13 protein-coding genes are annotated in these 14507 nt (G+C 54.9%); 7 read left to right on the forward strand and 6 right to left on the reverse strand.

What is annotated here, in order from left to right; translation table 11 throughout:
* The first annotated feature begins 65 nt into the window (after positions 1 to 65).
* The 4 genes from ACYVRB_RS02285 to ACYVRB_RS02300 all read left to right on the forward strand — a co-directional run bounded on the left by ACYVRB_RS02285 (position 66) and on the right by ACYVRB_RS02300 (position 5314).
* Entirely contained in the window at positions 66 to 788 is a 723-nt protein-coding gene (locus tag ACYVRB_RS02285; RefSeq protein ID WP_461213289.1) for an alpha/beta hydrolase, read from the forward strand.
* Positions 788 to 3208, forward strand: coding sequence for a ribonuclease R (rnr, locus tag ACYVRB_RS02290; RefSeq protein ID WP_461213290.1), 2421 nt, complete (start codon positions 788 to 790; stop codon positions 3206 to 3208). The genes ACYVRB_RS02285 and rnr overlap by 1 nt, the downstream gene beginning before the upstream one ends.
* A gap of 29 nt (positions 3209 to 3237) precedes the next feature.
* Positions 3238 to 3711 (forward strand): SsrA-binding protein SmpB, encoded by a 474-nt coding sequence (gene smpB, locus ACYVRB_RS02295; protein WP_461213291.1) that lies wholly within the window; start codon positions 3238 to 3240, stop codon positions 3709 to 3711.
* 241 nt (positions 3712 to 3952) lie between these two features.
* Positions 3953 to 5314 (forward strand): MATE family efflux transporter, encoded by a 1362-nt coding sequence (locus ACYVRB_RS02300; RefSeq protein WP_461213292.1) that lies wholly within the window; start codon positions 3953 to 3955, stop codon positions 5312 to 5314.
* Positions 5315 to 5351: 37 nt separating this feature from the next.
* On the opposite strand, the gene ACYVRB_RS02305 is transcribed toward ACYVRB_RS02300, so the two are convergent.
* The 4 genes from ACYVRB_RS02305 to ACYVRB_RS02320 all read right to left on the reverse strand — a co-directional run bounded on the left by ACYVRB_RS02305 (position 5352) and on the right by ACYVRB_RS02320 (position 9746).
* Positions 5352 to 6698 (reverse strand): MFS transporter, encoded by a 1347-nt coding sequence (locus ACYVRB_RS02305; RefSeq protein WP_461213293.1) that lies wholly within the window; start codon positions 6696 to 6698, stop codon positions 5352 to 5354.
* A complete protein-coding gene (locus tag ACYVRB_RS02310; RefSeq protein ID WP_461213294.1) occupies positions 6691 to 7116 on the reverse strand; it encodes a MarR family winged helix-turn-helix transcriptional regulator in 426 nt (141 codons plus the stop codon). Before ACYVRB_RS02310 ends, ACYVRB_RS02305 begins: the two co-directional genes overlap by 8 nt.
* Before the next feature lie 738 nt (positions 7117 to 7854).
* Positions 7855 to 9042, reverse strand: coding sequence for a class I SAM-dependent methyltransferase (locus ACYVRB_RS02315; protein WP_461213295.1), 1188 nt, complete (start codon positions 9040 to 9042; stop codon positions 7855 to 7857).
* A gap of 128 nt (positions 9043 to 9170) precedes the next feature.
* Positions 9171 to 9746: a hypothetical protein gene (locus tag ACYVRB_RS02320; RefSeq protein ID WP_461213296.1), complete on the reverse strand. Its 576-nt coding sequence runs from the start codon at positions 9744 to 9746 to the stop codon at positions 9171 to 9173.
* 146 nt (positions 9747 to 9892) lie between these two features.
* Between ACYVRB_RS02320 and ACYVRB_RS02325 the strand changes: the two genes are divergently transcribed.
* Positions 9893 to 10456 (forward strand): GNAT family N-acetyltransferase, encoded by a 564-nt coding sequence (locus ACYVRB_RS02325; protein WP_461213297.1) that lies wholly within the window; start codon positions 9893 to 9895, stop codon positions 10454 to 10456.
* A gap of 672 nt (positions 10457 to 11128) precedes the next feature.
* Here the strand turns inward: ACYVRB_RS02325 and ACYVRB_RS02330 are convergent.
* Both ACYVRB_RS02330 and ACYVRB_RS02335 read right to left on the reverse strand, forming a co-directional pair.
* Positions 11129 to 11647 (reverse strand): LURP-one-related/scramblase family protein, encoded by a 519-nt coding sequence (locus ACYVRB_RS02330; protein ID WP_461213298.1) that lies wholly within the window; start codon positions 11645 to 11647, stop codon positions 11129 to 11131.
* Positions 11648 to 11667: 20 nt separating this feature from the next.
* Positions 11668 to 12549 carry a Cof-type HAD-IIB family hydrolase gene (locus tag ACYVRB_RS02335; protein ID WP_461213299.1) on the reverse strand — a complete coding sequence of 294 codons (882 nt, stop codon included), beginning with the start codon at positions 12547 to 12549 and terminating at the stop codon, positions 11668 to 11670.
* 103 nt (positions 12550 to 12652) lie between these two features.
* Between ACYVRB_RS02335 and ACYVRB_RS02340 the strand changes: the two genes are divergently transcribed.
* Complete coding sequence (locus tag ACYVRB_RS02340) at positions 12653 to 13336, forward strand: uracil-DNA glycosylase (protein WP_461213300.1); 684 nt, start codon at positions 12653 to 12655, stop codon at positions 13334 to 13336.
* A 63-nt stretch (positions 13337 to 13399) separates the two neighbouring features.
* Complete coding sequence (gene pta / locus ACYVRB_RS02345; RefSeq protein WP_461213301.1) at positions 13400 to 14374, forward strand: phosphate acetyltransferase; 975 nt, start codon at positions 13400 to 13402, stop codon at positions 14372 to 14374.
* Positions 14375 to 14507: the final 133 nt, after the last annotated feature.

Raw genomic sequence — 14507 nt, forward strand, 5'->3', positions numbered from 1 at the left:
ACCGCAGGCATCAGCAAGGATTCAAACGCTTGGCCATGTTGCTGAGTTGTTGACAAGGAGTGCAAATGTTTCGCGAACCACGACCATTCGAAGAACCAGGACAAGACATCGGGATCGTCTTGTTGCATGCATATACGGGCAGCCCAAACGATATGCGCCTGCTCGGGACCGCGTTGAACCAGGCCGGCTATGGCGTGTACGGGCCGACATTCACCGGCCACGGCCACGCCGATCTGCAACCAGTTTTGGCGGCGACGCCTGACCAGTGGTGGGCAGATACGCAAAAGGCGGTCGCGCACATGGCTGCCAAATACCCGGCGGTGGCAGTTTTTGGCCTCAGCCTCGGCGGGGTTTTTGCCATGAAGGCGTTAGAAGTTCTGCCCAGCGTCACTTTGGGTGGGGTATTATCGTCACCAATCGTTGCCGGAGAGCAACACATCGAACCGCAGTTTCTGGCGTATAACCGTTATCTGCGACGTTTAGCAGAGTTGCCGGACAACGCTGAAGCCGTGCGGCCGCAACTGCGCCAACAGCTGGCTGCGATCGCGGCGTTCACCGCGCCGGTGGCTGCGGCCTTGCCGGCGGTGACCAAGCCTGTGTTTATCGGCCAGGCCGGGGCCGATGAAATGATCGACCCCCAGCGTGCCAAGCAGCTGCGCACGCAGTTGACGCACGCGACGGTGGATTTTCACTGGTATGAAGATGCCAGTCACGTGATCACGGTGAACAACGCGCATCGCGTGCTTGAGACGGATATTATTAATTTTATGAAAACGAGGGACAATTAATGACCACAGTTGGCCACATGAGAAATGAATTACTCGCCGTATTTCGGCGTAACCAGCAGATCGCTTTTTCCACATCGAGTTTGAGCCGGGCCTTGCATGTTGAAGCCGCAGACGATTTCAAGGTGTTGGTGCAGGCGTTGACTGCGTTAGAAAATGATGACCTGATCCACGCTGAAGGCGACGCGATGTATAAGCTTGGTGGCAAGCCCGCCGGCCATCTCGAAGGCGTTTTCCACGGCAATGAAAAAGGTTTTGGCTTCGTCGCCGTTGAAGACGAAGACAACGACTTCTTCATCGCCCCACCAGCAACCAAGTATGCCTTAGACGGCGACACTGTCGAGATCAACGTCACCCGCCGTGCGCGGCCTGGCGATTCGCGCGGCTCTGAAGCCGAGGTCGTGAAGGTCTTGGACCGCAAGATCGCGCGCTTGGTCGGCGAATACACGCCGCTGTCTGATGGCGAAGCCCAACGTACCGGCTTCATCGGCACCGTGGTCAGCCACGAAAAGAAGCTCAAAGGCTATCCGGTCTTCGTCAAGAACACCGGCATGATCCCAGAAGTGGGCGATATGCTGATGGTCGAGATCACCGATTATCCAGACCGCGACCATCCTAAGGCGATGCAAGGGATTATTTCCGAAAACCTCGGGAACAAAAACACCCCAGGCGTCGACGTGCTGTCTTTGGCTTTGGCCAACGACATCCACACCGAATACCCGGAAGACGCGATGGCCCAGGCCAACGCGATCCCGGATCACGTCACCGACGAAGACCGGATCGGCCGCCGCGACATCACGGACCAGCCAGTTGTCACCATCGACGGCGACGATTCCAAAGACTTCGATGATGCCGTCGTTGCTTGGAAGCTACCCAACGGCAACTACCATCTTGGCGTGCACATCGCAGACGTGTCGTATTATGTCACCGAAGGCTCACCGCTGGACAAAGAGACTTTTGACCGCGGGACCTCGACTTACCTGACCGACCGCGTCATTCCGATGCTGCCGTTCCGCTTGAGTAACGGCATCTGCTCGCTGAACCCAGACGTCGACCGCTTGGCCATGTCGTGTGATATGGAAATCACCCCGCAAGGCAAAGTCGTCAACCACGACATCTATCAATCGATCATCCGCTCTCACGGGCGTTTGACTTACAACAACGTCAACAAGATGATCACCGACAAGGACCCGGTATTGCGTGAGCAGTACAAAGACCTCGTGCCGATGCTTGATCTGATGGGCGAGATGCATCAAGTGCTTTACAAGATGCGCCACGACCGCGGGGCGATCGACTTTGAAGAACACGAAGCCAAGATCATCGTGGACGAAAACGGGCACCCGACCGACATCGTATTGCGTGAACGCGGTTTGTCTGAACGCATGATCGAATCCTTCATGCTCCAGGCCAACGAAACCGTTGCGGAACACTACAACAAGCTCCACCTGCCATTCCTCTACCGGGTGCACGAAACCCCAGACGACGATCGCATCAAGGACTTCACCGAGTTCTTGGCGACGTTTGGCATCACCATCCCGATCAAAAAAGGCGCCAAGCTGACCCCGAAGATGTTGCAAGAAGTCAACACCTCTGTGGCCGGAACGCCAGAAGAGATGATGGTCAACGTGAAGATGCTGCGTAGTTTGAAACAAGCGCATTATTCCGAAGACCCACTCGGGCATTTTGGGATTGCCGCGGAATACTACACGCATTTTACCAGTCCGATCCGGCGTTATCCTGACTTGATCGTCCACCGTCTGATTCGCTCATACGCCACGCAAGGCGCCGGCGAAGACATCCAGGCGAAGTGGTCAGCCAAGTTGCCAGAAATCGCCGTGCAGGCTTCTGTCCGCGAACGGCACTCTGTCGATGCTGAACGTGCTGTTGATGACCTGAAGAAGGCCGAATTTATGGCCGACAAGGTCGGCGAAGACTTCGATGCCGTCGTATCCGGTGTTGCCGGCTTCGGGATGTTTGTGGCCTTGCCAAATACCGTCGAAGGCCTTGTCCACATTTCCCGGATGAAAGACGATTACTACGCCTTTGTTGAAAACCAGATGGCGTTGGTCGGCGAACGGTTCCACAAGATCTTCCGCATCGGCCAGACGTGCCGCGTGCACCTCGAAAACGTCGACGTCGAACAGCGTCAGATCGACTTCTCGCTGATCCCGACCGAGGACACGCCGAAGACCGACATCGTTGTGAAACGCGAAAGCCGCGGCCGTGGCCAAAACCACAGCGACGGCCCTCGCAACGGTGGCAACAACCGAGGCGGTAACAACCGTAACGGTCGTGGTGGCGAACGCCGCGGCGGCAACAACAACAGTAATCGTAGCCACAACAACGGTAACAACCGCGGCGGCAACCGCCCGTTCAATAAACTCGGCGATCAATTACGCAAGAGCTCCAGCAAAAAGAAGTAAGTTCTAGACGTCTCAAAGAAGGTGAGCAGATGGCTAAGAAGATGAAGCCAAAACCCGATAACCTGTTGGCACAAAACAAAAAGGCTAGGCATGACTTCAACATCTTGGAGACATACGAAGCCGGCATTGCGCTGACCGGCACAGAGATCAAGTCTGTGCGGGCAGGGAAAACGACGCTGCGTGACGGCTTTGCCCGGATCCGCAACGGCGAAGCCTGGTTGGAGAACGTCCACATCACCCCGTACAAGGAAGGCAATCAGTTCAACGTCGACCCGATGCGCAATCGCAAACTGCTGTTGCACAAAAAGGAGATCCGCAAACTGGAAGTCGCCTTGACGGAAAAAGGACTCACCATCGTGCCGTTGCGCATGTATCTCAAACATGGGTATGCCAAGGTGCTGATCGGCATCGCTCAAGGGAAGAAGAACTACGATAAGCGTGAAACCCTAAAGCGCAAAGATCAAGAGCGTGACATTCAACGGGCGATGAAAGAACGTTATTAACAACAAAGCAGCGACTGGTGGATAACCGGCCGTTGCTTTTTTGATTTGTGGATAAGCAAGTACGATGAGTTTATGCACAAGGGGATAACTCGCCGTGGTCGCGTACTTGTGCACAAAAGCAGAATGCGGGATCGTTGACCCATATTTCCCAGGAAATGTTATCGTCACCATTCCGGACTTGCGCAATAATGAATTTACGGATAAAGTGAGCGATGAGTGATTTTTTTAGGGGGAGGGGCTTATGCATAAGTTTTTAACACGCTGGTTTTCGGGAGAAAGCATGGATTACCGGTTCGTGTTTGCGCTCGTCGGCCCCGTCGTGGCGGATCAGTTCTTCTTGGTGAGCTTCAACTTTCTAAACACCGCCATGATCGCCAACTCCGGGCAGGCGGCGATTTCGGCGGTGAACTTGGTCGGATCCATCAACGTGCTGTTGATCCAGGTGTTTGTCGCCGTCGGTTTAGGCGGGACGGTGCTGATCTCCCAGTATTTTGGCGGCAAGGAGCTGAAGATGCTCGGCAGAGTCGTCAACGGCACGGTGTTCGGCACGGTGCTGATCGGGATCGTGTTGGGGATCATTTTTGCCGCCCTCCACGTGCCGATCTTGAAGCTGTTATTTGGCGCCGCAGAACCGGCCGTGATGGCCAACGCCAAGTTGTACATGTTGGGCGTCTTGGCCAGTTATCCGTTTGAAGCGACGGTAGAAGGCACCAACGGCTGTTTGCGCGGCATCGGGCGCACGAAAAATTCGCTGATGCTGTCATCGACCATGAACGGGTTGTACCTCGTGTTTAACCTGGTGTTTATCACGCTGCTACACCTGGGCGTGGTCGGGATGATCATCTCGTTGAACCTGTCCCGCTGGTTGGCGGCCGGTTTTTCGGTGTGGATGCTGGCGAGTCACCGCGACTTGTTCCGGCTGAAAATGTCGTCGATGCGGCGGATCGATTGGCAGATGATCGCCAAAGTCTTGTTGGTCGCGGTGCCTTTTGCCTCCGAGTCGTTCTTCTTCCAAGGCGGCAAGATCATCATCCAGATGATGATCGTCGGGCTGGGCACCAGTGTTATCGTCACCAACGCGATTGCTACGTCTTGGGTGCAGTTGTCCGAGATCATTCCAGCGGCCTTACAAACGGCGCTGGTCCCGATCGTCGGCCAGTGTATCGGACGGCGCAACGTGCATGACGCGCGCAAGCTCACTAAGTCCTTCATTGGGCTGGGCGCTGCGGCGTTCGTACTGGTCGATGGGATCTTGTTTCTTAGTTTCCACCGGGGCATCATGTTGTTCAGCCCGGCGCCAAGCATTATCCCCAACATTTTCCACATCTATCTGATCTTTGCAGTGATGCACATTCTGGTGTGGAGTTTCAGTTTCGTCTTACCTTCCGCGCTGCGGGCCGCAGGGGATGGCAAATTCACCACGATCGTCAGCCTGGTTTCCATGTGGTCGTTTCGGGTCGTTGGTGGTTACATCTTCGGGGTCCGCTTAGGTTATGGCCTGATCGGGATCACTGTGGTCATGACGCTTGAATGGGCGATCCGCGGCGCCATTTTCACTTGGCGCTTCCACGGCGTCCGGTGGTTGAAAAAGCGGCTGATCTAAATCAAAAAAGTGCCTGTTCATTTGAACAGACACTTTTTTAGGCTTTCGTGAAGTTGACGATGAAGCCCCCGGCGATGACCAACAGCACTGCCAACACGATAAACGTCGTGGTCGACCCGGTTGCCGTGGCGACAGCCAGCGGCTTGATCGCGGCCTGCGCCGCGGCGATGATGGTCGCGGCGATGCTGGTGCCAACCGCCGCGGCAAATTGCTGCATGGTGTTGAAGATCGCATTGCCATCGGCCTGATACTTACCGGCTAGCTGGTGCAAGCCATCAGTCATCAAGTTCCCATAAGCAAAGCCCATACCCATCATGCACAACAGATACAAGCCGATGATGAACCCGTCGGTCAAATGATGGCCAAACAACGCCATCCCAACCAAGCCGATCAACAGCAACAACGCACCTGTGCGCAACGGCATCCGTGCGCCGACGTGATCGTATAGTCGTCCAGATAAAGGCGCCATAATCGCACCAATGGCGGCGCCTGGCAACACGATCAAGCCGGCTTGTAAGGCCGACTGCTGGTTCACCAGCTGAATGTAGTTGGGCAACACGAATGACAATCCGAGCGCGGCGATCTGTAGCGCGGTGAAGGCGATCACGTATTGATAAAAGCCTTTGGTGCCCAAAAGGCGTAGGTTGATGATGGGCTTGCCAATGCGCAGGGAGCGCCAGGAAAAGCCTGCCAGCGCGATCACACCGACGAGTCCGCTGACGAGATTGAGTTGTGAGATGCCATAGATCAAGCCGCTGAAGGCGACGATGATCAAGATCACCGATAAGCCATCGACGGCCGCGGCTTCTGTGGCAGATTTTTGACGGATGCAGACCAGTCCCAAGATCAGCGCCAAAACCAGCACTGGCAACAGGAAAACGAAGATGTAGCGCCAGCTCATTGTGGACACGACCAGCCCGCCAAACGTCGGGCCGATAGCAGGGGCGACGCTAGTGATCAGCGTCCCCAGACCCATCATCATCCCAATTTTGCTACGTGGGACCTGTTCCAAGATGATGTTGAACATCAATGGCAACGCGATGCCGGTACCCAGGCCTTGAACCGCGCGCCCGAGCAGTAGCATCCAAAACTGGCTGGCGGCGCCGTCTAAAACGACCCCGGCGATAAACAAGCAGATCGCGACCAGAAACAGGTTGCGGGTTTTGAACCGCCGCTTGAGTGTGGCAGAAAGTGGCACGAGGCTTGCGACGACCAATAAGTATAGCGTCGTCATCCACTGTACAGTGTTGGTGGTGACGTGAAATTCCGTCATCAACGTCGGGAAGGTGATGTTCATCGCGGTTTCGACGATCACGCCGCAAAACGACATTAAGCCGGTGGCCAAAATGGCCCCGAGAACGCGTGGTTGAATACGATCATTCACGGTGCCCACCTCCGTTCAAGGTGATGAAGTAGTTGAGCATGTCGACAAAAGTCGCACATTCTTCTTCAGAAAAGGTGGTGTTCATGGCCGCTTGCTGTTTGGCGATGTAGTCGGTGACTTGCTGATTCAAGGCTTGAGCCTTGGTCGTCAAGGCGACCGTTTTTTGCCGGGCGTCTGTTGCGGCGGGTCGGCGAACCACCAACCCGCGGGCTTCCATGCGTTGCAAGGCGACCGTGGCCGTGGAACGCTGAATGTTGAATTCAGCTTCCAGATCACGTTGTAAGGCGCCGGGATGCTCACCGAGGTAATCGATGAACGACATCTGCATCCCAGTGATGTCGAACTGCTTGGCGTAGGCGTCCATCGCCTTGTTCATCTGATTGGTTGCTTTTTTTAAGAGTTTGCCATAATTTGCCATGAGAGGCTTCCTTTCGTTAGCTGACTAACGAATAACAGTGTAAAACTGAATCCAAGCAGATGCAAGCCAAAATCCGGAGAAACTATATTTGCACGCTGACGTTGTCCGGCAGCGTCAGTCTTCTTTGGGATGTGTTTGAGATAGTGGTAAAGGTCGGGTTTGGTGTGTTCCGGCCCTAGAGATGGCTGGAACGGTGCGAGGCGCTCAGGAGCTAACTCTCCGCTTCGCTACGAGTGGATCTCCTTCGACGCCTTTGTTGTAAGCGGCAAGCCGCTAACAACAATGCCGCGCCTGAGCCATCTCGGGCCTCCACACACCAAACCCTGACGTTAGCGTCCTACATCACCAGAAATGGCAATTTCTAAGAGAGTAGTAGCGGACTAGTGGCTGGCAATATGTCTAATGAAGAACGAATTAACCTGCTTGTCCATGGCATCAAACTATCCTGATACGCAGAATCTAGGGTGTGGGTGAAAGTGACGGAAGCAGGTCAATCTGACGTGGTGGCATCATTCTTGGCGACTTGTCGCCATAGAATGAGCGCAGATGGAGATCCACTCGAAGCGTAGCGGAGAGTTAGCTTCATCGAGCACCGCCTCCACGACAGATTGATCCTGCTGGAGTCGCTTTCGCCCACACCCGACCGCGATTGGTCTACAGCCGACTACACGCTTACGCTGCCGGACTGCGAGCGCATAAGAAAACCCTTCGGCCAATTTGGCCGAAGGGTTAGTTTTGTTATTCGTACATGTATTCGCGAGTCTGAGGTAAGCCGGTGCCAGACGGGCCCTTGGTGACCAAGAACTGGATGACATCGATGTTGCCGGACTTGAAGCTGGCGGAGCAGGCCTGCAAGTACAGATCCCACATGCGGGTGAACTCTAAGCCCATCATCTTGGTGACATCTTCGCGGACGTTGTTGAAGTTGTTACGCCACAACTCGGTCGTGCGTTGATAATGACGACGCAGTGGTTCCATATCGGAGATCTGCAGATCGGCATCGATGATGTGTTGAACGTTTTCGACCAGGCCAGGGACATAGCCACCTGGGAAGATGTAGGTGTTCAGCCAAGCGTTGTTGGCGCCGCCTTGTTGCCGGGTGATCCCGTGAATCAAGGCAGTGCCGTCGTCTTTCATCAGCTTGGCGACGTCTTTGAAGTACAGGCCAAGGTTTTCCTTGCCGACGTGTTCGAACATGCCAACGCTGGTGATGTAATCGAATGGTTCGTGGTCGAGTTCGCGGTAGTCGCACAACAGGACTTGGGCGTGGTCTTGCAGACCAAGCTCATCGATCCGGTTTTGGACGAATTTCAACTGTTCTTCTGACAGCGTGATGCCAACCACGTCGAGGTGGTATTCCTGCGCGGCGGTGAGCATCAAGGTGCCCCAGCCACAGCCGATATCCAAGAAGGTCCGGCCCGGTTGCGGGTTCAGCTTGCGCAAGATGTGTTCCACCTTGTTGCGCTGAGCGGTTTCCAGGTCATCATGCCAATCGTCGAAGTAGGCGCAAGAATAGGTCATCGTCTTGTCCAACCACAGCCGGTAGAAATCGTTGCCGATATCGTAATGGCTGTGAATGTCGGCCTTTGACTTGTTCTCCGAGTGGGATTGCTTAGGCATGAACTTACGCAGCATCGGGTTTTTCATGAAAGACTCGGCACTTTCGTAAGCCGCGGTGAGCAGCGTTTCAAGTGGCCGGTGGTGCATGGTGCTGGTGACCTCGATGACGCCTTTTTGATAGGCTTCACCCAGCGCCAGCGATGCGTTTTTCATCACTGACTTGATCGGGACTTCATCATGAAAAATGATGGTAAGCTCCGCTGGGCCGTCGCCGTATGTCTGCTCCGTGTGGTCCCAATACTCAACTTTGACTGGGATATTGAAGGAGTGGGCGAACATTTGATTATAGAATTGCTTGGTTAACATGGTTGCCTCCTCATGCGCGCTGATCAAAATATGCCAGCGTTAACAAATTACTATATAACCATACGCTTTTTACCGAGAAAGGGTAAGTAAAAAAGCAATATGAGAGCGGTTTTCTGCAAATTTGTCGCTTAATCGGCGTCAACGGTGTAAAAAAGTTCCGGCTCCGGCTGCAAGATCATGGCACGTGTCTGGGCGTCGAGCGTCTCACTCAGCGCTTCGGTTGGCGCCACCACGATTTCTGACGCCAGTGCGTTGCAGACGGCAACGGCGGTGTTGGCAGTCGTTGCCAGAAACAACATCTTCAGCTTCCGTCCGGCAAACTGTGTGGCCAACGCGGTCGCTTCTTCAGGCATCAAAGCGCTGGTGGCATAGCCGTAAAGGTGGTCGCCGTCATCGACCAATAGCGCGTTAAGCGCGGGGCTGATCGTGAGGTCGCCAAGCGCTACCGGCGTTTCTAGCGGGGTGTCTGGTTGGCCGTAAATTGGTACGTCTGGGTTCAAAGCAGGGATGGCTTCAATGTGGCCGGCGCGCCAAGCGGGGATGACGATCGCTGTGTTGGCATTGGACTTACTGGTGCCATCGAAAAGTTCCGGGAGGTTGGGTAGCGCCCCGGAAACCAGTCCGCAGTTGATCAAGACGCGGCTGGTCGTGGTGGTGATCTCGATGTTTTCAGCAGAATTGGTCAAGAATCTTACACTGGTCATGTTGTTCCTCCATGCTTTTGATTATACCGCGCAGATGCGTTTGACGACAGTTTGGTGGTAAACTGGAACTTGCGCCTGTGAGTAAAGTTTGGAGGTAGTGCTCGTCACTCACAGCTTAGTTGCGCCATTGACGAGTGCGCAATGATATGATTCGACCCGCAACCCCAGAAGACGCCGCGGCCTGTGTGCCGCTGATCGATATTGTTTTTGAAGAGATGGAGATCCCGGCGTTGATGCGCCTGCCAAAATCACAACTATATCCGGTTTTTGAACAAGCCTTCTTGCTCAAAGATTACCGTTACGGCTGGCCGCAGACGTTCGTGCACGAAACGCAAGGTCAAGTCGACGGGATCCTTGTCGGCTATCCGCACGCCAAAGAAGACCATATTGATGACGCGTTTCAGCCGCTGTTGCCCAAAGTCGGTTTGCCAGAAACGTCGGAACTGTTTCCTGATACTGAAACCTACACCGGTGAGTGGTACGTCGACACCTTGGCCGTCGCCGAAAGTGCCCAAGGCCACGGCGCCGGCACCGAGCTGTTACAAGGCATCGAGCCGCTGTTGCGCCAGCGTGGCGAGAAGCTGTTAAGCCTGAATGTCGATCAAGCCAACCCGCGCGCAGAGAAGCTGTACAAAAAGGTCGGCTACACCAAAAACGGCGAGCTCATGATCGGTTCGCACCGATACAACCACATGATCAAGGCCATCTAATCTTGATATTACTGTCCGGCAACGTAAGTCTTCGGTGTTGAGTAGACCAGTAAGCTGTCGGGTGCGGGCGAAAGCGACTCCAGCAGGATCAATCTGTCGTGGAGAGTGTGCTCGGCGGAGCTAACTTCGTCTGCGACGAAGTGGATCTCCACCTGTGCCTTGCTGTAAGCGACAAGTCGCTAACAGCAATCTCACCACGTCAGATTGACCCGCTTCCGTCACTTTCGCCCACACCCTGGATTCTGCGTATCAGGGTAATTTGATGTTATGGACAAACGGGCCAACTCGTTGATTATAACTAATCCGTTCTTGGTTAGATGTGCTGTCAGCCACTAGTCCATTTCTACTCTCTTGGAAATTGCCACTTCTGGTGACGCAGGACGCTAACGTCAGGGTTTGGTGTGTGGAGGCCCGAGATGGCTCAGGCGCGCCATTGTTGTTAGCGGCTTTCCGCTTACAACAAAGGCGTCGAGGAAGATCCACTCGTAGCGCAGCGGAGAGTTAGCTTCCGAGCGCCTCGCACCGTTCCAGCCATCTCTAGGGCCGGAACACACCAAACCCGACCTATACCACTATCTCAAACACTAACCTAAACACGCTTACGCTGCCGGACAGTGACGGCAAAAAAAACGGCACGAGCTTTCTTTTCAGGAAGGTCGTGCCGTTTTGTAGTTACATGCCGAAGCTGATGCCGACGTTGTCGTGGTGGGCGAGGGGATTGGCGTTGTGGACCTGGCGCCAGCGGTCGAGGATGGCCGCCAGCAAAAGGCCGGCGGGGACATCCGCCGCGTTTGGGATGTCGAGTTTAAACACCGTGTTGCTGGCGGTGCCGGCCTCGGCGATGGTGGTGATGGATTTGACGCCGTGGTAGATGTGATATTGGTTGGCCAAGAGGTTGCCGATAATCATCCAGTTCAGATCAGACACGAAGATAAATTCGCGCCAGACTCCGGCCATTTTCTTGATCGACCCGACTTTCTCACGGTTGACAAACAGGTCATACCGCGGGAAAAGGCCGACTGTTTTTTGCCGGATCTCGCCGAGTTCTTGGCCCGCGATCGTGTGTAAGTTGAACCCGTCGTTGGCGATGCCATGGCGCCCGTTCAAAATATAAACCGGCTTGAAGTCGCCGTCTTTGACAACACTCATGCCCGCATCCTTGAGGGATTGGGCATCGATATAATACAGCACATCGCCGCCTCCTTTGTTGCTTATTGGCGCGCTTGTTCATTGATCGCGATGGCACGATCGATTGCTTGGGCCACACCGTCGTCGGTGTTTTTGGCTGTCGTCCACCAGGCGATGTCTTTGATGTGCGGTACGGCGTTGCCCATGGCGACGCCGTATTTGGCCATCGTGATCATCGACTCGTCGTTGAGGTTGTCGCCGATCGCCATGCATTCGGCCAAGGTGAAGCCTTTTTCTTCGGCATAAGCCTTCAAGGCGTTGCCTTTTTGCGCTTCGATCGCGTTGATCTCGATGTTATTGACGGCACTGGAGGTGATGATCAAGCGCTTGGTGGCCTCGAGTTGCGCCCGTGCCGGGGCCAGCGCTTCTTGACCGTCGTGGTTGAAGGCGATCACCTTGTAAATCACCAGGCCCGGTGTCGCCAAAAGGGTGTGATAATCGTCGACATAGTTGATGTTCATCAGCTCAAGACGGGCCGCTGCCAAGGCCACCGCGATCTTGTAGCTCGTGTCGGGGTTCAGCCGTACCAACACGTCTGCGATCTGCTGGATGCGGCGGACCCGTGAGTCTGAGTAGATGCCTTGGTTGGTGACGAGCTCAAAATAATGCTGGTCGGCTTGCAGGACTGAAACGATCGTCGCCACCAAGTCAGGGGCGATCGCGGCTTCAACGGCCAAGTTGCCGTCGGTGTCGTAGACCTGCGCGCCGTTGACAGTGATGTAGGCGGTACGCAGATCGTGAACTGTCACCAGCGGCTGGGCTTCACTGAGGCCGCGGCCGGTGGCGACGAGAAATTCGATGCCGGCTTTTTGCGCCCGGTGGATCGCGGCGGCATTGCCGGCAGAAACCTCGAGCTTGTCGTTCAACAAGCTACCGTCCATATCAGAAGCAATCAAGCGAATCATGAGCATCCTCCTTTGGCGTCGCGTGCGAATGCAGATATAACTCTAGTTTAACATGTTTTCTCTCAGGCGGGCACCGTGTACAATGAGAGAGGAGGGTCGGCCAATGAAAACAATTATCCACAACGACTGGCAAACCGTGCTCGAGCCGGTGTTCGCCAGTCCAGAATATGCACAATTACATCAGTTCTTGAAGCAAGAATATGCGACGCAAACGATCTACCCGGAGATGCACCACATTTTCCAGGCGTTCGAGTGGACGCCGTTTGCAGACACTAAGGTCGTCATCTTGGGACAAGACCCGTATCACGGGCCCAACCAGGCGATCGGGTGTTCGTTTGCCGTCGCGCCAGGCGTCCAGCTGCCGCCGTCGTTGCAAAATATCTATAAGGAGTTGCAAAGCGACCTCGGCTATGCGCCGGTGCAACACGGGTATTTGAAGTCGTGGGCCCAACAAGGGGTGCTACTGCTCAACTCGGTGCTGACGGTGCGTGCCGGTAAGGCCTATTCTCATCAAAACCGCGGCTGGGAACAGCTGACCGATGCGGCGATCGCGGCGTTATCCGATCGTGGTGGGGTCGTCTTTATTTTGTGGGGGAGTGCTGCGCGCGCCAAGGCGAAGGTGATCGACACCAGCAAAAACGCGATCGTGGAATCGCCACATCCGAGTCCGCTGAGTGCTTATCGAGGTTTTTTTGGGAGTAAACCGTTTTCTCGAACCAACGCGGCTCTAAGCGCCATGGGCGAAAGCGCTATTAATTGGCAGCTACCTAGTACACCTGAGGGCTAGTCAAATCAATCATGTTGCGCTATGATTAGCACAGTAAAACGTTTTCTATGGAGGGACCATATCGTGGACTTATTTGAGAGCTTGAGCAACAAAATCAGTGGTAAAGATTTGCGGATCGTTTTCCCAGAAGGTACTGACCCGCGTATCATCGGCGCAGCAGTACGGCTGGCAGCTAACGGCTTGATCAAGCCGGTGCTGTTAGGCAACCAAAATGATGTGGCGAAAGTCGCTGCCGAAAAAGGCTTCGACATCACCAAAGTCACCGTGCGCGATCCGGCAACCGATGCGTTCCATGACGAAATGGCGAAGGCCTTCGTCGAACGCCGCAAGGGCAAGGCAACGCCAGAACAAGCCGACAAGATCGTGCGGGATCCGAACTACTTCGGAACCATGCTGGTTTATTTAGGCAAGGCCGACGGGATGGTCAGCGGGGCTGTGCACTCCACCGCCGACACCGTGCGTCCTGCTTTGCAGATCGTCAAGACCCGCCCAGATGCGACCCGGATCTCCGGTGCCTTCATCATGCAACGCGGCCGTGACGAGCGTTACCTGTTCGCTGACAACGCCATCAACATCGATCCTAACGCCCAAGAACTTGCCGAGATTGCCATTGAATCTGCACGGACGGCCAAGTTGTTCGACATCGATCCTAAGGTCGCCTTGCTGAGCTTCTCGACCAAGGGCAGTGCCAAGGCACCCCAAGTCGACAAAGTGGTTGAAGCAACCAAGATCGCGCATGAATTGAACCCGGATCTCGCCTTGGATGGTGAACTCCAATTCGATGCCGCCTTCGTTCCAACCGTTGCCCGGCTCAAGGCACCTGATTCCGACGTTGCCGGCCAAGCCAACGTCTTCATCTTCCCAGACCTGCAAGCCGGCAACATCGGCTACAAGATCGCCCAACGCTTCGGCAACTTCGAAGCCATCGGCCCGATCCTGCAAGGCCTCAACGCGCCAGTCGCAGACTTGTCTCGCGGCTGCAATGAAGAAGACGTTTATAAGTTAGCAATCATCACCGCCGCCCAAGCCATTCGCTAATCTGGCTGAGCGTTGCGGTTTCACCCCAACACCTCTGGGACCCGATCTGTATCAGATCGTGCCTGAGAGGTGTTTTTTCGGGGAGCGAACAGGTATGATAACAAGCAGGATAGCTTGTCGCGATAGCTGATAA

It is taken from the genome of Lacticaseibacillus boliensis (assembly GCF_054784775.1).